The sequence below is a fragment of the Pseudomonas idahonensis genome (genome assembly GCF_037903935.1).
GTDB classification, from domain to species: domain Bacteria; phylum Pseudomonadota; class Gammaproteobacteria; order Pseudomonadales; family Pseudomonadaceae; genus Aquipseudomonas; species Aquipseudomonas danubii.
Genome location: NZ_CP149586.1, coordinates 5,630,366 through 5,651,693 on the forward strand (window position 1 = coordinate 5,630,366; position 21,328 = coordinate 5,651,693).

Below are 21,328 nucleotides of genomic sequence, written 5' to 3' on the forward strand. Positions count from 1 at the left end.
TAGCCGTTTCTAACAAGAGAGCATGATGGGCGAATTCGATGCCATCCGACCTTACCACGACAGCGAAGTACCAGCGGTGCTGGCCCGGCTGCTCAGCGACAAGGCGTTTCTAGATATCCTCACCCACTTCCGCTTCCCGCGTTTTGCCAATACGTTCGGCTGGCTGCTCAAACCCCTGATTGCCCATCGCCTGCGCCGCGAATTCGCCGGGGTCACTTCGGTGGCGACCCTGCAGGACAAGGTCGAGTTCTACGTCGACCACACCATTGAACGTGCCACCGACGGCGTGACCTATACCGGCGTCGAGCAGTTCAAATCCGGCACCGCCTATGTCTTCCTGGCCAACCATCGCGACATCGTCATGGACCCGGCCTTCGTCAATTACGCGGTGTATCACGCCGGACTGCCGACACCGCGCATCGCCATTGGCGACAACCTGCTGCAGAAGCCGTTCGTCAGCGACCTGATGCGCCTGAACAAGAGTTTCATCGTCCATCGCTCCATCAGCGGGCGACGGGAAAAACTCGCGGCCTATCAACTGCTCTCGGCCTATATCAATCATTCGATCCGCAACGACGTCCAGTCGATCTGGATCGCCCAGGCCGAAGGTCGGGCCAAGGATGGTGACGACCGCACCGAGTCGGCGATCCTCAAGATGTTCCACATGAGCCGCAAGGACGAGCCGTTTGGCGAGGTCATCCAATCGCTGAACCTGACCCCGGTGTCCATCAGCTACGAATATGACCCCTGCGACCAGGCCAAGGCCCGGGAGCTGTACATCCGCGCCACCACCGGCAGCTACACCAAAGCGCCAGGGGAGGATGACGTGAGCATCGCCAAAGGCATCACTGGCTATAAGGGCCGGGTCCACGTGAACTTCGCCGCCCCCATCAGCGAACTGTTCGAAGACACCAAGCAATTGGCCATGGAAATGGACCGGCAGATTCTCGGCGGCTACCGCCTGTTCCCGGTGCATTACCTGGCGTATGCCCAGTGGAGCGATGCCGACCCGCAACTGCAGGTACCGAGCGCCGCCGAGGTCTTCGCGCCACAGGAACTGGCCAAGGCCGAGGAAGAATGGCAGCGCCGGCTGGACGCCTGCCCACCGGAGCACCGCCCTTACCTGGTGCTGCAATATGCCAATCCGGTGCGCAATCAGTACCGGGTCAAGGCAGGCCTGGCGCTGTAATCGCGGCACTGCAACGCACAACGGCGCCTGCGGGCGCCGTTGTCATGTCTGCGGTTCAAGGATCGGTCAGAAACGCGTACTGATCCAGGACACCAGCAATGCCAGCCCCAGGCAGGCGAAACCGAAGCGGTAGAAGAATCGGTTCATTCGCAAAGTAGCGGGGTCCAGCATGGGTTGACCCAGCCCCCGGTCTTCACTCTGGACGGCCAGGTTGGCCAGGGCCCGCCGTTCACGGCAACGAGTGGCGTGCAGCAGCCAACTGCCCGGGCAAGCAAACAGCAGGGCCAGCAGGTTGATCAATTTGGCAGGGTGGGCGTTGAACATCGACCAGATCAGTTGCAGCGACATCATGAACCTCGATTGAAACCTGTATTCGGGTCGTCGAGTGCACCCGCGGCGCGGATTCTACTCAATCCCCGGATAAACGCGGGGGCTTTCCGACCAGTAACGAGGTGTCGATCAATTAATTTGAAACGTCATCTTTTCGTCATCTAAACAAGCCAGTCTGTTGCCCCTCGATGCCCCACGGAGCTTGTCATGCTGCACGCAGAAAACCAGGATCGCCTTTACCTGATAGCCCCCAGTGAAGAACAGCAAGCGCTAGTGGGCGCCCTGGCCTTCAACGTTCAGGACCGGCATTGGCTGGTGTATTGCGCCCTGGGCGGACATCAGCATGCGGACTTGCCGGAAACCGATCTGCTGACCGGCGTCAGCATGCTGGACTTCTACGTCGAGGCGGCCTGACACGCGAACAGCAAAAAGCCCGGCTGCCTGATGGGCAGCCGGGCTTTTTAGTGACGGAGCCAGTAGCGAGCATGAAGCCGCAGCGGCGCCTTACTCGCCGAGGATCTGGCCGACGGTCGGGTCCTTGAACAGACGGGTCAGCGCATCGCTCAGTACGTCGCTCACCAGTTTGGTATTGGTGTCCTGGTTCGGCGCCATGCCGAAACGCTGGTCAAGGGACGCGCCATAACGACCGCTGTAGCGACGGTTGGCGTTCTGCACATCGGAACGGAAAGTGGCACCAATGGTGGCCTCGGTCACGTACAGGCCCTCTTTGGGCGACTGGTACTTGAGCTCGGCCAGGGTCACGGTCAACTGCGGGGCATTGCTACCGCCGGCGGTCGGAGTGAAGCCCAACAGACGTACCGCGGCTTCGGCCTGGGCCTGCAGTTTCGGCAGGATCTGCGCGCTCTGCACAGTAATGGCGCTGGTTTCCGGGTACAGGCCGCCACGGGTACCCAGGGTTGGCGATGGACGTCCATCAACCACTTTCACCACCACCGGCTGGCCATGGCCGACGGGGGCCAACTGGGTCGTGAGCTTCGGCTCCGGGCTCAGTTGTTGCGGGCTGTGGGCGCAACCCACCAGCGACAGGCTGGTCACAGTGATCAAACCGAACAACAGGCGTTGCAACATGCTCATCTCTCCAGGAATCAGGCACAAACAGGGCCGCAGTATAGCGGTGCATAACCGCGACGAACCAGCGTCAGGCAAGAGTTAGTCAAGTCTCAGACAGGTGCCGTACAACCAGGTTCCTGTAACCTGCCGTTCACTCGCAATACATCATGATGTAACGGCTCAAGGGCACTCTTATCGTCAATGACCCACTCACAGGTGTTCGGTTATGAACTTCCTTCGCTCCCTGTTCGCCCCGCGTCAGCAGTTCCGCAGTTTTGCCCTGCTCGATGGCCAAGGCCGTTGCCGCGCCTTCAAACACTGCCCGGCGGCTCCCGTGGGTGACGGTTGGGTGGAAATCCAAGAGATTCGCCTGAACTGGTTGCACCAGGTATTACCCGCCAGCGCCCGGATCAGCCCACGCTGCGCCAGCTCCTTGGTGCGACCGATACTGGCCACCTGACCAATAGCCTAATAAAAGTCACGAAACAGGATCATTTCTGCGCATTTCTTCGTTACAATCTCCCCCCGATTATAAGGACGTCTCCTGATCGGGCCTCGCAGTACCGCCAACGCCACTGCATTGGCACCCCGCACCGCCCACAGAGAGCCGCCCACACAGATCGAGTGAAGCTGGCGTGCTTGCTGTACCACCTTGCAAACCTCCACTTTTCGCGAATCTGCAGAGCTGCCATTGCTCGGCCACTTAAAGCTGTTTGCCCGTTGTGCCCGCATGCCTTGCATGCCGGCAACACCGCTCGGGCCAGGTGCCAGGCCGAGGCAGCCCTTTTTTGAGGTTCACGTCTTCAAAAGAGCGTGAAAAAACGGGTTTTCACAACTTCACAAGAGTGTGGCGAGCAAATGAATAGTTTTGCGTCTGAACTGGCACCATTGGCCTCTACAACAGCCCGATTACACAGGACCGAGCACTCCTCAAGAACTGGTGCTTGAAGCCTGTCCGCTGACGGATTTGGTTGCACGAGCGGATGTATCGACCATAAGTCGAATTGCCTGAGGCGCCCCGAGATGCGTTCATATGCACCTTGAGGCCCGGTTGGCAGCGTCCGCAGTAGTTGCAAAGAATTGCGAAGATTCGGACATGGCGATCCTGGCCATGGGTAACCTGGGGCATTACGTGAACCGCCCCGTCACTCCTGGCAGCCATGCCGTCAATTTGGTGCTGCAGATTTTGGAGACGCGTTAATGGCGCATAACGAAGCAGTAGACGTCGTATTGGTTGGGGCCGGCATCATGAGTGCCACCCTCGCTGTACTGCTCAAAGAGCTCGACCCCGCAATCAAGCTGGAAGTCGTCGAGTTGATGGATTCGGGTGCCGCGGAGAGTTCCAACCCGTGGAACAACGCCGGTACCGGCCACGCAGGCCTCTGTGAGCTGAACTACACGCCACAGGCCGCCGATGGCAGCATCGACATCAAGAAAGCCGTACACATCAATACCCAGTTCGAAGTGTCGAAACAGTTCTGGTCCTACCTGACCAAGAAAGGCACGTTCGGCTCGTCCAAGTCCTTCATCAGCCCAGTGCCGCACCTGAGCTTCGTGCAGGGCGACAAGGGTGTGTCCTTCCTCAAGAAGCGTTTTGAAGTGCTGAGCCAGCACCATGCCTTCGCGGACATGGAATACACCGAAGACAAGGCCAAGATGGCCGAGTGGATGCCGCTGATGATGCCAGGCCGTCCGGCAGATGAAACCATCGCCGCGACCCGGGTGATCAATGGCACCGACGTCAACTTCGGTGCCCTGACCAACCAGTTGCTCAAGCACCTGACCAGCGCACCCGATGCCCAGGTCAAGTACTGCAAGCGCGTGACCGGTCTCAAGCGCAACAAGGACAACGGCTGGACCGTGAGCATCAAGGACGTCAACAGCGGCAACAGCCGCGAAGTCGACGCCAAGTTCGTGTTCCTCGGCGCCGGTGGCGCGGCCCTGCCGCTGCTGCAGGCTTCCGGCATTGAAGAGAGCAAAGGCTTTGGCGGCTTCCCGGTGAGCGGCCAATGGCTGCGTTGCGACAATCCGGAAGTGGTCAAGCAGCACCAGGCCAAGGTCTACAGCCAGGCCGCCGTGGGTTCGCCACCGATGTCGGTGCCGCACCTGGACACCCGCGTGGTCGACGGCAAGAAATCCCTGCTGTTCGGACCTTATGCCGGCTTCACCACCAAGTTCCTCAAGCACGGCTCGTTCCTCGACCTGCCAATGTCGGTTCGCGCCGGCAACATCGGTCCAATGCTGGCCGTAGCCCGGGACAACATGGACCTGACCAAATACCTGGTCAGCGAAGTCATGCAGTCCATGGAGCAGCGCCTGGAGTCCCTGCGCCGCTTCTATCCACAGGCCAAGGCGGAAGACTGGCGCCTGGAAGTGGCCGGGCAACGGGTGCAGATCATCAAGAAAGACCCGAAGAAAGGCGGCATCCTGCAGTTCGGTACCGAGCTGGTGGCGGCCAAGGACGGTTCTCTGGCCGCCCTGCTCGGCGCTTCGCCAGGTGCATCGGTGACCGTGTCGATCATGCTGGAGCTGATCGAGCGTTGCTTCCCGGCCAAGGCCAGCGGCGAATGGGCTACCAAGCTCAAGGAAATTTTCCCGGCGCGGGAGAAGGCCCTGGAAACCGACGCAGCGCTGTATCACAAGATCAACAGCGAAAATAACCTGAGCCTGGAACTGGTCGAGCCCAGCAAGGAAACCGAAAGCTGCGCCTGATCTGACGCCCATAAAAAACGCCCCGGCCTGCAAAGGACGGGGCGTTTTTTTATGCCTTCCGAGCGGGTCAGCCGCGGGCGTTGTCCATCAGCTCGATGTAGTCGGCGGCGTTGCGCTGATCCTTGATCAGATCAACGAAGGTCTGGCCGTGCTCATCCTTGCCATCCAGATCCAGACCGGCTGCTACGAAGAAGGTCAGGAAGCGCTCGAAATCGTCGATGCGCAGGCCACGGTAGGCCTTGATCAGTTTGTGCAGGGACGGCGAAGTGGCGTCGACCGGCTCGAAATCGAGGAACAACTTGATCTGCTCGTCGCTGATCTCGTCACCAATCACTTGTTTCTTATCTTTACGCATCGCCGACTCCAGCTCGCAGACATTTCACGGGGCGGGCAGTTTACCCTCAGCCCGCCTCGGGCCTCAACGCGGACGCACGCTGCCGGTGTGCAAGTCAGCCCAGATATGACCATTGGCATAACTGAGAAACTGGCAATACACCGTGTCGTTCCGCAGCAGGTCCATCACTGCCCGGTACTGGGCCAGGGGGTAATACAGGGTCAAGGTCCTGGACTTGGCGTCGTACTGGGGCTTTTTCAGGCTTTTGCTTTCACCGTCGAAATTCACCAGTACCTGGCTGATGGTGGCCCCCTTGTTCAGCGGCTTGCCCTTGAGGCGCACCCACACCGGCGATGTCACCGGAATCGGCTGCTGATTGGATTGGCGCTGGCTGCCGATCACCACGGAATACTCGGTCACCTGCAACAGCTGCTGCTGTTCAGGGACCGAGTCGCGCAGGGTCAGGTCGTCAGGCGGCAAGAATTGCCCGTGCAGAGGCGCCGGGGCGGCTGCCAGGGGCAGGCTCAAGCTCAGAAGAAGGGCCGCGCTAGTGCGAATCAACAGGCTCATGACAGGCTCCAATCAAGGGCTGAGCACTCTAGCATGGGTTTTTGCTGCAAATCCTGCACCGCAGTCTGAGGCGCCTGCCGCAGGCTGCGGATACGACAAACGGGGGAACACAATCAGTCGAATTGCGCACGCATCCAGGCGTGGTATTGCGCCACTCCCGGCTCGCCTTCCCGAGGCGCCCAACTGGCCAGTTCGCCCTCGCCCACCGGACGGTAAGGCCCGGCCTTGCATTCGAACATCAGGCTGTCGGGCTCAAGCACCACCAGGCCATGGAAAACCCCGGCCGGCAGATCGACACCGACGCAGTCACCACCGGCCTGCAAGACGCGCTTGCCCAGCACCTGGCCCGCCTCATCGAAAATCAGCACGCCCAGCCGCCCCTTGAGCACCAGCAAGGTCTCAGCCTTGTCGGCACTCAGGTGCCGGTGCGGCGGAACGTAGGTGGAAGGTTGCAGCCCCACTGCCATGCGATGGCAGGGCTCTTCCATGGCGTGGAAGTTGTGGTGCTGACGCCCACGGGGATTGGCCAAGGCCTTCTCAGCCAGGTCGCTGAACAACGCTTGATCGAGAAAGCTCGGCCCGGACATGCCTTACATCCCCTTCACGGCATAGATGCCGGCGGCGTTGCGCCAGTAACCTTTGTAATCCATGCCGTAGCCGAAGACATAGCGGTCGACGCAAGGCAGGCCCATGTAGTCGGCCTTCAGGTCCGGACGGGCCTTGCGATCGTGCTCCTTGTCGATCAGCACCGCGGTGTGCACCGCACGGGCACCGGCATGTTTGCAGAAGTCGATGATGGCGCCCAGGGTGTGACCTTCATCAAGAATGTCGTCGATGATCAGCACGTCACGGTCGATAAAGGAGACTTCCGGCTTGGACTTCCAGAACAGCTCGCCGCCGCTGGTTTCGTTGCGATAGCGCGTGGCGTGCAGGTAGGAGGCTTCCAGGGGGAACTGCAGGTGGGTCAGCAGCTTGCCAGCGAAGATCAGGCCGCCGTTCATGACGCAGAACACCACCGGATTGCGCTCAGCCAGTTCTTCAGTGATTTGTGCACCGACCCGGGCGATGGCCGCCTCGACTTCAGCTTCGGTGTACAGGCAGTCAGCCTCGCGCATGATTTGACGGATATGCTCGAGATCAGCGGACATGGCGCTCTCCAAGGGGGTGGCAGTTTCGGAAAAGCGGGCAAAGGTACGCATCCGGCCCGATCAGATCAAGCGTTTCTGGACTAACGTACTTTATGTCTATAGGACAACAACCCCGGATAGATTAATCTAGGCCGTTTTTTTTGCCCGCCGCCGGAGCCTTTCCCTATGCCCATCCGTGAGATCCGCCATCCGCTGATCCGACACAAACTTGGCCTTATGCGCCGCGCAGACATTAGCACGAAGAACTTTCGCGAGCTCGCTCAGGAAGTCGGTGCCCTGCTGACGTACGAAGCCACCAAAGACCTGCCCCTGGAAAGCTATGAAATTCCAGGCTGGTGCGGCCCTGTCCAGGTCGAGAAAATCGCCGGCAAGAAGATTACCGTGGTGCCGATCCTGCGCGCCGGTATCGGCATGCTCGAAGGCGTGCTGAGCCTGATTCCGGGCGCCAAGGTCAGCGCCGTGGGCGTGGCCCGCAACGAAGAAACCCTGCAGGCCCACACCTACCTGGAAAAACTGGTTCCGGAGATCGACGAACGTCTGGCGATGATCATCGACCCGATGCTGGCCACAGGCAGCTCCATGGTTGCCACCATCGACCTGCTGAAAAAAGCCGGCTGCCGGGATATCCGCGCCATGGTCCTGGTGGCCGCCCCCGAAGGCATCGCCGCCGTCGAGCAGGCGCACCCGGATGTGACCATCTACACCGCTTCCATCGATCAGAAGCTCAACGAGCATGGCTACATCATTCCAGGCCTGGGTGATGCCGGTGACAAGATCTTCGGCACCAAGCAGAAGGACTCCTGATCATGCAGGATGAGTTCAACGATCCGCTCTGGCGCCAGGTATTGTCTGGCGCGCAGATGCTCTTCGTGGCCTTTGGTGCCCTGGTGTTGATGCCGCTGATTACCGGTCTTGACCCGAACGTGGCGCTGTTCACGGCGGGTCTCGGGACTCTGTTGTTCCAGGTAGTGACCGGCCGCCAGGTGCCGGTCTTCCTGGCGTCAAGCTTTGCCTTCATCACTCCGATCATTCTCGCCAAGGGCCAGTTCGGCCTCGCGGCGACCATGGGCGGGGTGATGGCGGCAGGCTTCGTCTACACCTTTCTGGGCCTGGCGGTGAAGATCAAGGGCACCGGTTTCATCGACCGCCTGCTGCCACCCGTGGTCATCGGCCCGGTGATCATCTCCATCGGCCTGGCCATGGCCCCGATCGCCGCCAACATGGCCATGGGCAAGGCTGGCGACGGCAGTGAGCTGATTCATTACCAGACGGCGATGATGATCTCGATGCCGGCGCTGCTCACCACGCTGATTGTCGCGGTGTTCGGCAAAGGCATCTTCCGTCTCGTGCCGATCATTTCCGGGGTGCTGGTGGGCTTTGCCCTGTCCTTCTACTTCGGCGTGGTGGACACCGCGAAGATCGCCGCCGCTCCCTGGCTGGCACTGCCGCATTTCACTGCTCCGGAGTTCAACTGGCAGGCGATCCTGTTCATTGTCCCGGTCGCCCTGGCTCCGGCCATCGAACACATCGGCGGTGTGATTGCCGTCGGCAGCGTCACCGGTCGCGACTACCTGAAGAAACCCGGGCTGCATCGCACCCTGTTCGGTGACGGCATCGCCACCACCGCTGCCGGCCTGTTCGGCGGCCCGCCCAACACCACCTATGCCGAAGTCACTGGCGCGGTGATGCTGACCAAGAACTACAACCCGAAAATCATGACCTGGGCGGCGGTCTTCGCCATCACCCTGGCCTTTATCGGCAAGTTCGGCGCGCTGCTGCAAAGCATCCCGGTGCCGGTGATGGGCGGGATTCTCTGCCTGCTGTTCGGTTCAATTGCAGCGGTGGGCATGAACACCCTGATCCGTCACAAGATCGATCTGGGGGAAGCCCGCAACCTGGTGATCGTTTCGGTGACCCTGGTGTTCGGCATCGGCGGCGTACTGGTGGGAACCGGTACCGGTCCGGACGACTTCGGCCTCAAGGGCATTGCCCTGTGCGCCATCGTCGCCATCGTGCTGAATCTGGTACTGCCGGGTAATGACGGCTGGAAGAACAAGAAGGCCGACGAGCCTCTGATCTGAAGACGCGTTCGCCGGCAAGTCCGCTCCGCAGGAGCTGGCTTGCCGGCGAAGCTGTTTACAACGCCAAAGGCGCTCTGGCGCACAAGGTGTTCAAGGCCTGCGCCCATTGCGGGTCGTCATTCAGGCACGGGATCAACACCAGATCCTCACCTCCGGCTTCGCGGAACTGCTCACGACCGCGATCACCAATTTCCTCCAGGGTCTCGATGCAATCGGCAACAAAAGCCGGGCACATCACCATGACCTTCTTCACCCCCTGCCTGGCCAACTCATCAAGCCGTGCCTCGGTGTAGGGCTCGATCCATTTGGCCCGCCCCAAACGCGACTGGAACGACACCGACCAGGAGCCTTGCGCCAACCCCAGATGCTCGGCCAGGGCCGAGGCCGTCCGCATGCACTGAGCGCGGTAACAGGTGGCCAGCACCTGCGCAGAGGCGTTGCGGCAACAGTCGGCATCCTTGAAGCAATGCTGGCCGGTCGGGTCCAGTTTGGTCAGGTGCCGCTCCGGCAGACCGTGAAAGCTCAGCAGCAGATGATCATGCTCCTGGGCCAGGTAGGGTCTGGCGCTGGCCGCCAGGGCCTCGATGTACTCCGGCTGATCGTAGAAGGGTTGCAGCACGCTGAACTGCACATCCAGCTTGTGCTCGCGCACCACGCGCTTGGCCTCTTCGATCACCGTGGTCACGGTACTGTCGGCGAACTGTGGATAGAGCGGTGCCAGGGTGATTTTCTTCTGCCCCTGGGCCACCAACTTGAGCAGTGCCGACTCGATCGAAGGCTGGCCATAACGCATTGCCAGCTCCACAGGCCCCTGTTTCCACTGCTCGCTCATCACCTGTTGCAACCGGCGGCTGAGCACCACCAACGGCGAACCGTCCTCCCACCAGATCGATGCATAGGCGTGGGCGGACTGCTCCGGGCGCTTGATCAGGATCAGCGACACCAGCAAGCGCCGCACCGGCCAAGGCAGGTCGATGACATAAGGGTCCATGAGAAATTGGTTGAGGTAGCTGCGCACATCCGCCACCGAAGTGGAGGCCGGCGAACCGAGATTGACCAGGAGCAACGCGTGATCGGTCATGCAACGTCCTATTTCAAAGGCGGCTGGACACATCGTCCAGGGCCGCGGACAAATCAGTGAACTGGAAAGTGAATCCCGTCTCCAGCAAACGCGCGGGAACGGCACGCTGGCCGCCCAGCAACAGCAACGACAGCTCACCCAGCGCCAGGCGCAAGACAAAGGCCGGCAGCGGTATCAGCGCCGGCCGGTGCAGCACCCGCCCCAGGCTCTTGGCGAACTCGCGGTTGCGCACCGGCTTCGGCGCGCAGGCATTATAAGGACCGCGTGCCTCATCCTGATGCACAAGAAAATCAATCAGGGCGATTTGGTCATCGATATGAATCCACGGCATCCATTGCCGACCGCTACCGATCGGCCCGCCCAGCCCCAGCTTGAACGGCAGCAGCAGGCGCGACAAAAAGCCGCCCTCGGACGACAGCACCAAACCGGTGCGCACCAGCACTACGCGCACGCCCAAGGCCTCGGCCCGCTGAGCGGTTTCTTCCCAGGCAATGCACAACTGGCTGGCAAAATCCTCGTTGACCGGAGGTGAATCCTCGCTCAGTTCCCGCTCGCCACCGTCGCCATACCAACCTACTGCCGAGCCAGAAACCAGAACCCGGGGTTTATGCTCGCGAGTTTCAAGCCAGGCCAGCAGGGTTTCGGTGAGGGCAATACGGCTGCTCCACAGCAGCGCCTTGCGCTTGTGGGTCCAGGGCCGATCGGCAATCGGCGCTCCGGCCAGATTGATCACCGCATCCAGCGGCGCCTGGTCCAGCTCTTGCAAAGTTCTGATGGCCCGCACTTGGGGACCGCACAGAGCGGCCACTTTTTCGGGATGGCGCGTCCATACACTCAATTGGTGACCCTGGGCCTGCCAGTAACGGCACAGCGCACGCCCGATCAAACCAGTACCGCCGGTCAGCAATATATGCATGACATCTTCCTCGCGTGGCGTTTTACCCGAATCACTAGTCTATTTTTATAGGCAGGGATCTTTTCAATCGGACAGGCTGTGACTTAACGATAGACAACTTGCACAACCGATGACGCCGAAAGCTATACCAAAAAACAATATTGTACAGGTTTTAGTAGCGGCGTAATCTGTACAGACTGGTAAACGAGGCCCCTATGACAGTACCCATCGCAATCATTGGTACCGGCATCGCCGGACTCTCCGCCGCCCAGGCACTTCGAGATGCCGGGCACAGCGTCCAACTCTTCGACAAGAGCCGCGGCAGCGGTGGGCGCATGTCGAGCAAACGCAGCGATGCCGGCAGCCTGGACCTGGGGGCCCAGTATTTTACCGCTCGCGACCGCCGTTTCGTTACCGAAGTCCAGCGCTGGCAAGCCAAGGGCTGGGTCGCCGAATGGGCGCCGCAACTCTACAACTCCCACGGCGGACAACTCAGCCCTTCTCCCGATGAACAGACCCGCTGGGTCGGCACGCCACGCATGAGCGCCATCACCCGCGCCCTGATCGGCGACCTCGAAGTGCACTTCGCCTGCCGCATCACTGAAGTCTTCCGTGGCGAACAGCACTGGCACCTGCAGGACGCCGAGGGCTTTACCCACGGCCCCTTCAGCCACGTAGTGATCGCCACGCCGGCACCGCAAGCCACCGCTTTGCTGGCCGCCGCGCCGAAGCTCGCCGGAGTCGCCGCCGGGGTGAAAATGGACCCGACCTGGGCTGTCGCACTGGCCTTCGATACGCCCCTGGAAACCCCCATGGAAGGCTGCTTCGTCCAGGACAGCCCGCTGGACTGGCTGGCCCGCAACCGCAGCAAGCCCGGACGCGACAGCCATCTCGACACCTGGATACTGCACGCCACCAGTGCCTGGAGCCGGCAACACATCGACCTCAGCAAAGAGGCCGTGACCGAGCAATTGCACGGGGCCTTCGCCGAATTGCTGCACAGTGTCATGCCCGCCCCAACCTTTAGCCTGGCCCATCGCTGGCTCTACGCAAGACCGGCCGCCAGCCATGAATGGGGTGCCCTGGCCGATGCCGACCTGGGGCTGTACGTATGTGGCGACTGGTGCCTGTCCGGCCGGGTCGAAGGCGCTTGGCTCAGTGGCCAGGAAGCCGCACGCCGTTTGCACGAGAGCCTGCAGTGAATCGACTCAACCCGCGCAAACTGCTGCTGTCGAAATGGACAGCAGCCCACCCGCAACACCGCGAGAAACACTTTCTGGTCACTGAGCTTTTCTGCGACGAAGAAGGCACCGTGCTGGACATCGAACTGCAAGCCGTACTCACCCGGCGCAGCCAGCGCCTAAGCTGGCAAACCCTGCTCAACGACAGCGACTGGCGAATGGGCTGGCAGTAATTCGACAACCTGCCTGGCAATACCTGTACAAATAAATTGACTTGTACAACTTTAATTCTATGATGAAGACAAGTTGTACAACGTTTCGTTTTTGTACAGGTAAACCCCGGAGGTTGCATCATGTCCGCCAAGCCGAAAATTGCCATCAGCGCCTGCCTGATGGGCGTCGAGGTCCGCTACAACGGTGGGCACAAGGAGTCTCGCCTGTGCAGCCGAGTACTCAGCGAGCACTTCGATTTCGTGCCCCTGTGCCCGGAAGTCGCAATCGGCATGGGCACCCCCCGCGAACCTATTCGGCTGGTCGGCGACCCTGAGCAACCCCGGGCCGTAGGCACCGTGGACGCCAGCCTGGATGTCACCTTGCCCCTGGCGGAATACGGCGAGCGCATGGCGGCCCAGGTAGATGACATCTGTGGCTACATCTTCATGCAGAACTCGCCATCCTGTGGTCTGGAGCGGGTCAAGGTGTACCAGGCCAATGGCATTCCCCATAGAAACGGCGGCCGGGGCATCTACGCCCAGGCATTCTGCGCACAGCACCCCGATCTACCGGTGGAAGAAGCCGGACGCCTGAACGACCCGGTCCTGCGGGAAAACTTCCTGACCCGGGTCTACGTCTATCGCGACTGGCAAGCGCTGCTCAAGCAAGGCTTGACCCGCCGCGCCCTCACCGACTTCCACTCGCGCTGCAAATACCTGCTGATGGCTCACCATCCCGTGCAGTACAAGACCCTGGGCAATCTGCTGGGCAGCATGGGCAAGGGCGATCCGAACCTGATCGGCCCGCGCTATTTCAGCGAGCTGATGGCGGCCTTGAGCAAATGCGCGACCCGGGGCACCCACAGCAATGTGCTGCAGCACCTGAGCGGCTATCTCAAGCAGTCCATCAGCCCCGAAGACAAGCAGGAAGTGCAACACGTGATCGGCCAGTACCGCCACGGCATCGTGCCGCTAGTCGTGCCGCTGACCCTGCTCAAGCACCACTTTCGCCAGCACCCCGATCCCTACATCGCCCAGCAGCTGTACCTGCAGCCACACCCGGAAAACCTCAGCCTGCGCAACGCGATCTGAGCCATGAAACAACCCGCTCAAGAAACCGACAACAGCGCCCAGTACCGCCGCGCCCTGGATCAGGGTTGGCTGCCGATTCGCGAAGTGGCGCGCCAGACCGGGGTCAACGCCGTGACCCTGCGGGCCTGGGAGCGCCGCTACGGATTGATCGTGCCCTTGCGTACGCCCAAGGGTCATCGCCTGTATTCCCAGGATCAGGTGCTAGAGATCCAGACCATCCTTACCTGGCTCAATCGCGGGGTCGCGGTCAGCCAGGTCAAGCACCTGCTGGACAGTGCCCCCACCGCCAGCACACCGGCCGAGAATGACTGGCAGCGCCTGCGTCAGACCCTGAGCCTGGCCATCAGCCAATTGGCCGAACGCAAGGTCGACGACACCTTCAACCAGGCCATGGCGCTGTACCCACCCCGCACGTTGTGCGAACACCTGCTGATGCCGCTGCTGGCGGAGCTGGAGCAACACTGGCAGGGCCAGTTCGGCAGCCAGATGGAACAGGTGTTTTTCTACTCCTGGCTGCGCAGCAAGCTGGGCGCGCGGATCTACCACAACAACCGCCAACTGCAGGGCCCACCGCTGCTGCTGGTCAACCAGTCGGACCTGGCCCTGGAACCCCATCTGTGGCTGACCGCCTGGCTGGCCAGCAGTGCCGACTGCCCGGTGGAGGTCTTCGACTGGCCGCTGCCCGGCGCCGAACTGGCCCTGGCCATCGAACGCCTGCAAGCTCGCGGCCTGCTGCTGTATTCCAGCAAGGCGCTCAATCCTGCGCTGTTGCCCAGGCTGCTCAACGGCATTGCCTGCAAAAAAATCATCGCCGGACCCGCGGTGTGCATCCACCCCGACGACTGGTCCGTATGTATCACTGAAATCGCTGATCTGTACCTGGCCCAAGACCCGATCTCGGCCTGCCAGGCGCTGCTTGAGCGAGGACTCTTTTGAACCGGGAATCAGCATGCAATTGATCTGGCTGCGCAGCGACCTGCGCCTAAATGACAACACCGCCCTCTGCGCCGCCACCCAGCGTGGCCCCACCGTGGCCGTGTACCTGCTGAGCCCGGAACAATGGCAAGCCCATGACGATGCCCCCTGCAAGGTCGACTTCTGGCTGCGCAACCTGCAGCACCTGAGCAATGCCCTGGGCCGGCTGAACATTCCTCTGCTGATTCGCAGCGCAGCCACCTGGGACCAGGCGCCCCACGTCCTGCTGGAACTGTGCCGGCAACTGCAGGTACGCATGCTGCACTTCAACCAGGAGTACGGCATTCACGAGAGCCGCCGCGATGCCGCCGTGACCAGGGTCCTGGAAGAAGCCGACATCAGCGTCCAGGGTTACCTCGATCAGTTACTGTTCCAGCCCGGCAGCGTGCTGACCCAGAGCGGCGGCTACTTCCAGGTGTTCAGCCAGTTCCGCAAGGTCTGCTACAGCCGCTTGCACAGCGCGCTGCCAGCCCTGGTCGCCAGCCCCAAGGCGCAATCGCCACTGTCGATCCAAGCCGATCCTGTACCCCGCCATATCGATGGTTTCCCACGCCCCAGCCAGTCACTGCGTGATCTGTGGCCGGCAGGTGAAGATCAAGCCCTGGGCCGTCTGCAACAGTTCACCGACGAGCAGATCGACTACTACCAGAGCGAACGCGACTTCCCGGCCAAGCCCGGCACCAGTCAGCTTTCACCCTACCTCGCCGCCGGGGTGATCTCGCCCCGCCAGTGCCTGCACGCTGCCTTGCGCTGTAACCAGGGAGAGTTCGAAAGCGGTAATCCCGGGGCCGTCACCTGGATCAACGAACTGCTGTGGCGCGAGTTCTACAAACACATCCTGGTGGGCTACCCACGGGTTTCCCGGCACCGTGCCTTTCGCCCGGAAACCGAAGCTGTGGCCTGGCGCGACGCCCCTGAGGAACTCGCCGCCTGGCAGGAAGGCCGCACCGGCCTGCCGATCATCGACGCCGCCATGCGCCAACTGCTGGAAACCGGCTGGATGCACAATCGCCTGCGGATGGTGGTGGCCATGTTCCTGACCAAGAATCTGTTGATCGACTGGCGCGAGGGCGAGCGTTTCTTCATGCGCCACCTAATCGACGGCGACCTGGCAGCGAACAATGGCGGCTGGCAGTGGAGCTCCTCCACCGGCACCGACGCCGCGCCCTACTTCCGCATCTTCAACCCTGTAAGCCAGTCGGAACGCTTCGACGCCGAAGGACGCTTCATCAAGCACTGGCTGCCACAACTGGCGGGGTTGAACAAAAAAGATATCCACAACCCCGGAGCCATGGGCGGCCTGTTCGCTGTCGCCGATTACCCGGCGCCTATGGTCAACCTGTCGATGTCCCGGGATCGGGCATTGGCGGCGTTCAAGGCGCTGCCTTCGCGCCAGGATGTGGGAGGCGCCCATGAGTGACTTCCTCGACCGCTTCGCCCGGGATTTCGCCAGCCTCGACAAGCACAGCCTGCAACGCCTGGACCAGCTCTACAGCGAGGACATCCAGTTCACCGACCCGCTGCACGAGGTCAATGGTCTGCCACGCTTGCGGCATTACTTTGCAGAGCTGTACGCCAATGTCAGCGAACTGCGCTTCGAATTCCACGGTGTCGACACCTGCACCGAAGGCCAAGGCTATCTGCGCTGGACCATGAGCTACCGCCACCCGCGCCTCAAGGGCGGCCAGATGATCCGGGTCCCCGGCTGCTCGCACCTGCACTGGCGCGACGGCAAGGTCTACCGTCATCGGGACTATTTCGACGCCGGTGCCTTGCTCTATGAACATCTGCCGCTACTCGGTGCGGTGATTGCCTGGCTGAAAAGGAGGCTCGGATGAACCCTGCAATGCCACGGCGGATCTGGCTCACCGGCGCCAGCAGCGGCATCGGTGCGGCGCTGGCCGAAGAACTGCTCAAGACTGGCGCCCAAGTGGCCGTCAGCGCTCGCTCGCGCGAACCCCTGGAAGCGCTGGCCCTGCGTTATCCGGGCCGAGTGCTGGTGGTGCCCGGCGATCTCACCGACGCCCTGCAGGTGCGCGAGATCGGCAAGCGTATCGCCCAGGCCTGGGGCGCACTGGACACGGCGATCCTCAATGCCGGGACCTGTGAATACATCGAGGTGCAGCAATTTGACGCGACGCTGATCGAGCGCGTGCTGAGCAGCAACCTGCTGTCCGCCAGCTATTGCATCGAGGCTGCTCTACCGCTGTTGCGCGCCGGCAATCGCCCGCATCTGGTAGGGGTGGCCAGTTCCGTGACCTACCTGCCGCTGCCTCGGGCCGGCGCCTATGGCGCTTCCAAGGCAGCCTTGCGTTATCTGCTGCAATCCTTGCGCATCGACCTGGCTGCCGAGGGCATTGACGTCACCGTGGTCAGTCCCGGCTTCGTCGATACCCCGCTCACCGCGCGCAATGACTTTGCCATGCCCATGAGCTGGCCCGCCGCCAAGGCTGCGCGGCATATTTACAAACGCCTGTCACACCGGGATCTGGAGATCGCTTTCCCCGCCCCGTTCATCTTCGGCCTCAAGCTGCTGTCCTGGCTACCCGGCCGCCTGCAACTGGCCATCGCCAAACGCCTGGCCCGCACAGGGAGTGCATCGTGAAAATCGCCATTATCGGTAGCGGCATTGCCGGCCTGACCTGCGCCTACGTCCTGAACCGTCGCCATGACATTCGGGTTTATGAGGCCGGCAGCTGGATCGGCGGTCACACCCACACCGTGGATGTCAGCCTGAACGGCGAGACCCAGTCTGTGGACACCGGTTTCATCGTCTTCAACGACTGGACTTACCCCAACTTCATCCGCCTGCTGGGACAGATCGGGGTCAAGTTCAAACCCACCGAGATGAGTTTCTCGGTGTGCGATCCCGCCTCGGGCCTGGAATACAACGGCAACAACCTCAACAGTCTGTTCGCCCAGCGACGCAATCTGCTATCGCCCGGGTTCTGGGGCATGCTGCGGGACATCCTGCGCTTTAACAAAGCGTCGCTGCTCGATTTGCAGCAACAGCGGATCGCCGCCGACACCACACTCGGCGACTACCTGAAAAGCCAGGGCTACGGCGAGCGTTTCATCCAGCACTACATCGTGCCCATGGGCTCGGCGATCTGGTCGATGTCACGGGTGCAGATGTTGGGCTTTCCCCTGCAGTTCTTTGTGCGCTTCTTCAAGAACCATGGCCTGCTGTCGGTGAATAACCGTCCGCAGTGGTGCGTGATCGAAGGTGGCTCAAGCCGCTACATCGAACCGCTGACCGCCTCGTTCCGCCAGCACATCCGCCTCGACTGCCCGGTGCAACGAGTCGAGCGCGACGAGGCTGGCGTGCTGATCCACAGCGCCGCCGGCAGCGAGCGCTTCGACAAGGTGGTATTCGCCTGTCACAGCGACCAGGCCCTGCAACTGCTGGCCAGCCCCAGCCAGGCCGAGCGAGAGATTCTCCAGGCCCTGCCCTACGCCGACAACGACGTGGTGCTGCACACCGATACCCGGCTGCTGCCCCGCCGGCGCCTGGCCTGGGCCAGCTGGAACTACCGCCTGGACGCCAGCGGCGAGAAAGCCGCCGCCGTGACCTACGACATGAACATCCTGCAAGGCCTGAAGAGCGACACCACCTTCTGCGTCAGCCTCAACCAGACCGCAGCCATCGATCCGACGCAGATCCTGGCCCGCTTCACTTACGCCCACCCGCAATACAGCCTCGATGCGGTGGCGGCCCAGGGCCGCTGGAATGAACTGCAAGGCGCCCAGCACAGCTTCTACTGCGGCGCCTACTGGGCCAACGGCTTCCACGAAGACGGCGTGGTCAGCGCCTTGCGCGTGGCCCAGGCCTTTGGTGAACAACTGTGAACAGTGCCCTGTACAGCGGCTGGATCAGCCACCGGCGCTTTGCCCCCAAGGGCCATGCCTTCCGCTATCGCATCGGCCTGCTGTACCTGGACCTGGATGAGCAGGACAGGGTGCTGGGGCTTTCGCCCCTGGCAGGCCAGAGTCGCTTCGCGCCGTTCGCCTTCCGTGAAAGCGACTACCTGACATCCTTCACCGGCCAGGGCATGCGCCTGATCGACGCGGTACGCCAGCAAGTGGCGCAGGCGATAGGTCATGTGCCCGGGGGCGCAGTGCGTCTGCTGACCCAGGTACGCAGCTGGGGCCTGGCGTTCAACCCGGTGAGTTTCTTCTACTGCTTCGAGGCCGACGGGCAACTGGCAGCGATACTCTGCGAGGTCACCAACACCCCCTGGCGCGAGCGCTACCACTATGTACTGCCGGCCCGCCCAGGCAGTGCCACGGCTCCCGAGCACCAGCACTTCGCCGTGGCCAAGGCCTTTCACGTGTCACCGTTCCTGCCCCGGGACCTTGAGTACCGCATGAGCTTCAGCCCACCAGCCGAACGGCTCGGGGTGCACATGGCCGACTGGCAGGGCGAGTCCAAGGTGTTCGACGCCACCCTCAGCCTGCAACGCCAGCCCCTGGATCGCCGCAGCCTGCACCGGTATCTGCTGCGCTTTCCGTGGATGACCGCCAAGACCTGCCTGGCCATCTACTGGCAGGCCCTGCGCCTGGCCGGCAAAGGCATCAAGTTCTTTCCTCACGAGGCCGCCGACGGCGCCTATCGCACAGCCGCTGTACAACCCAAGGATCGCCGCCATGAAATCCTCTAGCGTATCGGCCAGAACTACCCTGTTCAGCACCCACAGCCTCACTGCCAGCCTGCTGCGCCGTGGCGTACTGCGACAATTGGCGCAACTCAAGCACGGACAACTGCTGATCATCGAAGACGGCGAGCGCCTGGTCTTTGGCAGCGACAGCGCGACCCTGATCGGGGAAATCCATATTCATGACAGCAGCGCCTGGGGGCTGGTAGCCAGCAGCGGTTCGATCGGCGCCGGTGAGGCCTTTATCCACGGCTACTGGAGCACCCCGGATCTGACGGCAGTCATCCGTGTATTCGTCAGCAACCTTGAGGTACTGGACGCCATGGAAGGCGGCCTGGCGCGACTCGGTCGCCCCCTGGTGCGCGGCCTGCACTGGCTCAATCGCAACACCCGCAAAGGCTCGCAGAAAAACATCGCTGCCCATTACGACCTTGGCAACGAGCTGTTCGAGCAGTTTCTCGACCCCACCATGATGTATTCCGCCGCACAGTTTCGCAGCGATGAAGACAGCCTGGAGCAGGCCCAGTTGAACAAGCTGGAACGCATCTGCCAGAAACTCGCCTTGCAGCCCGAGGATCACCTGCTGGAGATCGGCACCGGCTGGGGCAGCATGGCGCTGTATGCGGCCCAGCATTACGGCTGCCGCGTGACCACCACCACCCTGTCCAAGGAGCAGTTCGCCTTTACCCGGCAACGCATCGACGCCGCCGGCCTGCAGGATCGGATCACCCTGCTGCTGGAGGACTATCGCGACCTCACCGGACAATACGACAAGCTGGTGTCCATCGAGATGATCGAAGCCGTGGGCCATCGCTTCCTGCCCACCTACTTCAAGCAGTGCGCGCAGTTGCTGAAAAGCAACGGCCTGATGCTGCTGCAAGCCATCACCATCCGCGACCAACGTTATGAACAGGCGAAGAACGGCGTGGACTTCATCCAACGCTATATCTTCCCTGGCGGCGCCCTGCCCAGCGTGCAGAAGATGCTCGAAGTGGTCGGTCGCGACACCGACATGAATCTGCTGCACATGGAGGACTTCGGCCTGCACTACGCCCGGACCCTACGCCTGTGGCATGAGAACTTCCGTCGCGCCCACAGCCGCCTGAGCGAGCTGGGCTATGACCAGTACTTCCTGCGGCTGTGGGAGTTCTACCTGTGCTACTGCGAAGGCGGCTTCCTGGAGCGCAGCATCGGCACCGCGCAGATGCTCCTGGCCAAACCCTCGGCAGTGCCACAACCTTTGCTGGGCCGTTTCGATGCGTAAGCAACTGGCCAACGCCCTGCTGTTCCAGCTGGGCTGGTTCATCTGCGTGCTGTCTGGTGACAGCGCCTGGCTGCTGCTGGGGGTGGCGATCCTGCTGGCGCATTTTCGCTGGATCGGCAGTTGGGCCGGGGAAAGTCGGATGATTGTCGGCGTCGCCCTGATCGGCATCACCCTGGACAGCTTCCTGCACTGGCTGGGGGTGTTTCAGTTCCAGCAAGTAAGCCTGCTGATTCCCCTATGGCTGATGCTGCTCTGGATCTTGCTGGGCACCACCCTGCGCCACTGCCTGGCATGGACGGCACGTCCCTGGTGGCTGGCCAGTATCCTCGGGGCGCTGTGCGGACCACTGTCCTATTACGCCGGCGGCCGCTTGGCCGGAGTGACCTTTGCCTATGGCCTGTGGCCGACCTTGCTGGGGCTGGGCCTGCTCTGGGGAGTACTGCTACCGCTGTTTCACGTGCTTGCGCGTCCCACTGAAGAAGCACCGCAGCCGGCCCCTCAGGACTGAGCGTCCGTCAGGGCTCTCACACAGCCCTGG

25 protein-coding genes are annotated in these 21,328 nt (G+C 61.9%); 17 read left to right on the plus strand and 8 right to left on the minus strand.

The annotated features are described in order from the left end of the window. Positions 1-22: 22 nt before the first annotated feature. On the plus strand, positions 23-1,189 hold the full coding sequence (locus WIN67_RS25390; RefSeq protein WP_102860282.1) for a 1-acyl-sn-glycerol-3-phosphate acyltransferase: 1,167 nt from the start codon (positions 23-25) through the stop codon (positions 1,187-1,189). Between the two features lie 66 nt (positions 1,190-1,255). Here WIN67_RS25390 and WIN67_RS25395 read toward each other — a convergent pair whose 3' ends face one another. Further along, positions 1,256-1,537 carry a hypothetical protein gene (locus tag WIN67_RS25395; RefSeq protein WP_162884090.1) on the minus strand — a complete coding sequence of 94 codons (282 nt, stop codon included), beginning with the start codon at positions 1,535-1,537 and terminating at the stop codon, positions 1,256-1,258. A gap of 189 nt (positions 1,538-1,726) precedes the next feature. Here WIN67_RS25395 and WIN67_RS25400 point away from each other — a divergent pair, with 189 nt between their 5' ends. Next, entirely contained in the window at positions 1,727-1,933 is a 207-nt protein-coding gene (locus tag WIN67_RS25400; protein ID WP_011063378.1) for a hypothetical protein, read from the plus strand. 90 nt (positions 1,934-2,023) lie between these two features. Here WIN67_RS25400 and WIN67_RS25405 read toward each other — a convergent pair whose 3' ends face one another. Continuing rightward, a complete protein-coding gene (locus tag WIN67_RS25405) occupies positions 2,024-2,608 on the minus strand; it encodes a YajG family lipoprotein (protein WP_102860280.1) in 585 nt (194 codons plus the stop codon). 208 nt (positions 2,609-2,816) lie between these two features. On the opposite strand from WIN67_RS25405, the gene WIN67_RS25410 reads away from it, so the two are divergent. Next, on the plus strand, positions 2,817-3,050 hold the full coding sequence (locus tag WIN67_RS25410) for a hypothetical protein (RefSeq protein WP_102860279.1): 234 nt from the start codon (positions 2,817-2,819) through the stop codon (positions 3,048-3,050). A 740-nt stretch (positions 3,051-3,790) separates the two neighbouring features. Further along, positions 3,791-5,302, plus strand: a complete 1,512-nt coding sequence (gene mqo / locus WIN67_RS25415; RefSeq protein WP_102860278.1) for a malate dehydrogenase (quinone) — start codon at positions 3,791-3,793, stop codon at positions 5,300-5,302. A gap of 67 nt (positions 5,303-5,369) precedes the next feature. Here mqo and WIN67_RS25420 read toward each other — a convergent pair whose 3' ends face one another. The 4 genes from WIN67_RS25420 to WIN67_RS25435 form a co-directional block, all read right to left on the minus strand. Beyond that, positions 5,370-5,657 carry a PA4642 family protein gene (locus WIN67_RS25420; RefSeq protein WP_102860277.1) on the minus strand — a complete coding sequence of 96 codons (288 nt, stop codon included), beginning with the start codon at positions 5,655-5,657 and terminating at the stop codon, positions 5,370-5,372. 63 nt (positions 5,658-5,720) lie between these two features. Further along, complete coding sequence (locus WIN67_RS25425; RefSeq protein ID WP_102860276.1) at positions 5,721-6,206, minus strand: hypothetical protein; 486 nt, start codon at positions 6,204-6,206, stop codon at positions 5,721-5,723. A gap of 113 nt (positions 6,207-6,319) precedes the next feature. Further along, entirely contained in the window at positions 6,320-6,793 is a 474-nt protein-coding gene (locus WIN67_RS25430; RefSeq protein WP_273906688.1) for a WbuC family cupin fold metalloprotein, read from the minus strand. Positions 6,794-6,796: 3 nt separating this feature from the next. Then, entirely contained in the window at positions 6,797-7,354 is a 558-nt protein-coding gene (locus WIN67_RS25435; RefSeq protein ID WP_042941423.1) for a hypoxanthine-guanine phosphoribosyltransferase, read from the minus strand. 165 nt (positions 7,355-7,519) lie between these two features. Here WIN67_RS25435 and upp point away from each other — a divergent pair, with 165 nt between their 5' ends. Both upp and WIN67_RS25445 read left to right on the plus strand, forming a co-directional pair. Then, a complete protein-coding gene (gene upp, locus WIN67_RS25440) occupies positions 7,520-8,158 on the plus strand; it encodes a uracil phosphoribosyltransferase (protein ID WP_011063386.1) in 639 nt (212 codons plus the stop codon). A gap of 2 nt (positions 8,159-8,160) precedes the next feature. Then, positions 8,161-9,435 (plus strand): uracil-xanthine permease family protein, encoded by a 1,275-nt coding sequence (locus WIN67_RS25445; protein ID WP_016965962.1) that lies wholly within the window; start codon positions 8,161-8,163, stop codon positions 9,433-9,435. A gap of 55 nt (positions 9,436-9,490) precedes the next feature. Here the strand turns inward: WIN67_RS25445 and hemH are convergent, their stop codons facing one another. Further along, on the minus strand, positions 9,491-10,516 hold the full coding sequence (gene hemH, locus WIN67_RS25450) for a ferrochelatase (protein ID WP_339070186.1): 1,026 nt from the start codon (positions 10,514-10,516) through the stop codon (positions 9,491-9,493). Between the two features lie 13 nt (positions 10,517-10,529). Beyond that, a complete protein-coding gene (locus WIN67_RS25455; protein ID WP_339070187.1) occupies positions 10,530-11,432 on the minus strand; it encodes a TIGR01777 family oxidoreductase in 903 nt (300 codons plus the stop codon). A 194-nt stretch (positions 11,433-11,626) separates the two neighbouring features. Here WIN67_RS25455 and WIN67_RS25460 point away from each other — a divergent pair, with 194 nt between their 5' ends. From WIN67_RS25460 to WIN67_RS25510, 11 genes are all read left to right on the plus strand, one after another. Beyond that, a complete protein-coding gene (locus WIN67_RS25460) occupies positions 11,627-12,613 on the plus strand; it encodes an NAD(P)/FAD-dependent oxidoreductase (RefSeq protein ID WP_102880897.1) in 987 nt (328 codons plus the stop codon). After that, on the plus strand, positions 12,610-12,825 hold the full coding sequence (locus tag WIN67_RS25465) for a TIGR02450 family Trp-rich protein (RefSeq protein ID WP_102860270.1): 216 nt from the start codon (positions 12,610-12,612) through the stop codon (positions 12,823-12,825). The genes WIN67_RS25460 and WIN67_RS25465 overlap by 4 nt, the downstream gene beginning before the upstream one ends. A 120-nt stretch (positions 12,826-12,945) precedes the next feature. Further along, positions 12,946-13,896 (plus strand): YbgA family protein, encoded by a 951-nt coding sequence (locus WIN67_RS25470; protein ID WP_110652233.1) that lies wholly within the window; start codon positions 12,946-12,948, stop codon positions 13,894-13,896. A 3-nt stretch (positions 13,897-13,899) separates the two neighbouring features. Continuing rightward, a complete protein-coding gene (locus WIN67_RS25475) occupies positions 13,900-14,832 on the plus strand; it encodes a MerR family transcriptional regulator (protein ID WP_306399848.1) in 933 nt (310 codons plus the stop codon). Positions 14,833-14,845: 13 nt separating this feature from the next. Further along, positions 14,846-16,291, plus strand: coding sequence for a deoxyribodipyrimidine photo-lyase (phrB, locus tag WIN67_RS25480; protein ID WP_273906683.1), 1,446 nt, complete (start codon positions 14,846-14,848; stop codon positions 16,289-16,291). Then, the gene (locus WIN67_RS25485; RefSeq protein WP_102860266.1) at positions 16,284-16,709 is read left to right on the plus strand and encodes a nuclear transport factor 2 family protein; all 426 of its coding nucleotides are present in this window, start codon (positions 16,284-16,286) and stop codon (positions 16,707-16,709) included. The genes phrB and WIN67_RS25485 overlap by 8 nt, the downstream gene beginning before the upstream one ends. Further along, entirely contained in the window at positions 16,706-17,476 is a 771-nt protein-coding gene (locus tag WIN67_RS25490; protein ID WP_102880902.1) for an SDR family NAD(P)-dependent oxidoreductase, read from the plus strand. Before WIN67_RS25485 ends, WIN67_RS25490 begins: the two co-directional genes overlap by 4 nt. Beyond that, on the plus strand, positions 17,473-18,720 hold the full coding sequence (locus tag WIN67_RS25495) for an NAD(P)/FAD-dependent oxidoreductase (RefSeq protein ID WP_102880903.1): 1,248 nt from the start codon (positions 17,473-17,475) through the stop codon (positions 18,718-18,720). Before WIN67_RS25490 ends, WIN67_RS25495 begins: the two co-directional genes overlap by 4 nt. Beyond that, positions 18,717-19,532 carry a DUF1365 domain-containing protein gene (locus WIN67_RS25500; RefSeq protein ID WP_110652229.1) on the plus strand — a complete coding sequence of 272 codons (816 nt, stop codon included), beginning with the start codon at positions 18,717-18,719 and terminating at the stop codon, positions 19,530-19,532. Before WIN67_RS25495 ends, WIN67_RS25500 begins: the two co-directional genes overlap by 4 nt. After that, positions 19,519-20,790 carry an SAM-dependent methyltransferase gene (locus tag WIN67_RS25505; RefSeq protein WP_102880905.1) on the plus strand — a complete coding sequence of 424 codons (1,272 nt, stop codon included), beginning with the start codon at positions 19,519-19,521 and terminating at the stop codon, positions 20,788-20,790. The genes WIN67_RS25500 and WIN67_RS25505 overlap by 14 nt, the downstream gene beginning before the upstream one ends. Next, complete coding sequence (locus WIN67_RS25510) at positions 20,783-21,298, plus strand: DUF2878 domain-containing protein (protein ID WP_110652228.1); 516 nt, start codon at positions 20,783-20,785, stop codon at positions 21,296-21,298. The genes WIN67_RS25505 and WIN67_RS25510 overlap by 8 nt, the downstream gene beginning before the upstream one ends. The last annotated feature ends 30 nt before the right edge of the window (positions 21,299-21,328 follow it).

Bases quoted from the DNA above. Each gene is read 5' to 3' on its own strand.
- upp (WP_011063386.1), top strand. From the start codon at position 7,520: ATGCCCATCCGTGAGATCCGCCATCCGCTGATCCGACACAAACTTGGC.
- WIN67_RS25435 (WP_042941423.1), bottom strand. From the start codon at position 7,354: ATGTCCGCTGATCTCGAGCATATCCGTCAAATCATGCGCGAGGCTGAC.
- WIN67_RS25455 (WP_339070187.1), bottom strand. From the start codon at position 11,432: ATGCATATATTGCTGACCGGCGGTACTGGTTTGATCGGGCGTGCGCTG.
- WIN67_RS25390 (WP_102860282.1), top strand. From the start codon at position 23: ATGATGGGCGAATTCGATGCCATCCGACCTTACCACGACAGCGAAGTA.
- WIN67_RS25410 (WP_102860279.1), top strand. From the start codon at position 2,817: ATGAACTTCCTTCGCTCCCTGTTCGCCCCGCGTCAGCAGTTCCGCAGT.
- hemH (WP_339070186.1), bottom strand. From the start codon at position 10,516: ATGACCGATCACGCGTTGCTCCTGGTCAATCTCGGTTCGCCGGCCTCC.
- phrB (WP_273906683.1), top strand. From the start codon at position 14,846: ATGCAATTGATCTGGCTGCGCAGCGACCTGCGCCTAAATGACAACACC.
- WIN67_RS25430 (WP_273906688.1), bottom strand. From the start codon at position 6,793: ATGTCCGGGCCGAGCTTTCTCGATCAAGCGTTGTTCAGCGACCTGGCT.
- WIN67_RS25475 (WP_306399848.1), top strand. From the start codon at position 13,900: ATGAAACAACCCGCTCAAGAAACCGACAACAGCGCCCAGTACCGCCGC.
- WIN67_RS25400 (WP_011063378.1), top strand. From the start codon at position 1,727: ATGCTGCACGCAGAAAACCAGGATCGCCTTTACCTGATAGCCCCCAGT.
- WIN67_RS25505 (WP_102880905.1), top strand. From the start codon at position 19,519: ATGAAATCCTCTAGCGTATCGGCCAGAACTACCCTGTTCAGCACCCAC.
- WIN67_RS25425 (WP_102860276.1), bottom strand. From the start codon at position 6,206: ATGAGCCTGTTGATTCGCACTAGCGCGGCCCTTCTTCTGAGCTTGAGC.
- WIN67_RS25445 (WP_016965962.1), top strand. From the start codon at position 8,161: ATGCAGGATGAGTTCAACGATCCGCTCTGGCGCCAGGTATTGTCTGGC.
- WIN67_RS25405 (WP_102860280.1), bottom strand. From the start codon at position 2,608: ATGTTGCAACGCCTGTTGTTCGGTTTGATCACTGTGACCAGCCTGTCG.
- mqo (WP_102860278.1), top strand. From the start codon at position 3,791: ATGGCGCATAACGAAGCAGTAGACGTCGTATTGGTTGGGGCCGGCATC.
- WIN67_RS25395 (WP_162884090.1), bottom strand. From the start codon at position 1,537: ATGTCGCTGCAACTGATCTGGTCGATGTTCAACGCCCACCCTGCCAAA.
- WIN67_RS25420 (WP_102860277.1), bottom strand. From the start codon at position 5,657: ATGCGTAAAGATAAGAAACAAGTGATTGGTGACGAGATCAGCGACGAG.
- WIN67_RS25510 (WP_110652228.1), top strand. From the start codon at position 20,783: ATGCGTAAGCAACTGGCCAACGCCCTGCTGTTCCAGCTGGGCTGGTTC.
- WIN67_RS25490 (WP_102880902.1), top strand. From the start codon at position 16,706: ATGAACCCTGCAATGCCACGGCGGATCTGGCTCACCGGCGCCAGCAGC.
- WIN67_RS25485 (WP_102860266.1), top strand. From the start codon at position 16,284: ATGAGTGACTTCCTCGACCGCTTCGCCCGGGATTTCGCCAGCCTCGAC.
- WIN67_RS25460 (WP_102880897.1), top strand. From the start codon at position 11,627: ATGACAGTACCCATCGCAATCATTGGTACCGGCATCGCCGGACTCTCC.
- WIN67_RS25470 (WP_110652233.1), top strand. From the start codon at position 12,946: ATGTCCGCCAAGCCGAAAATTGCCATCAGCGCCTGCCTGATGGGCGTC.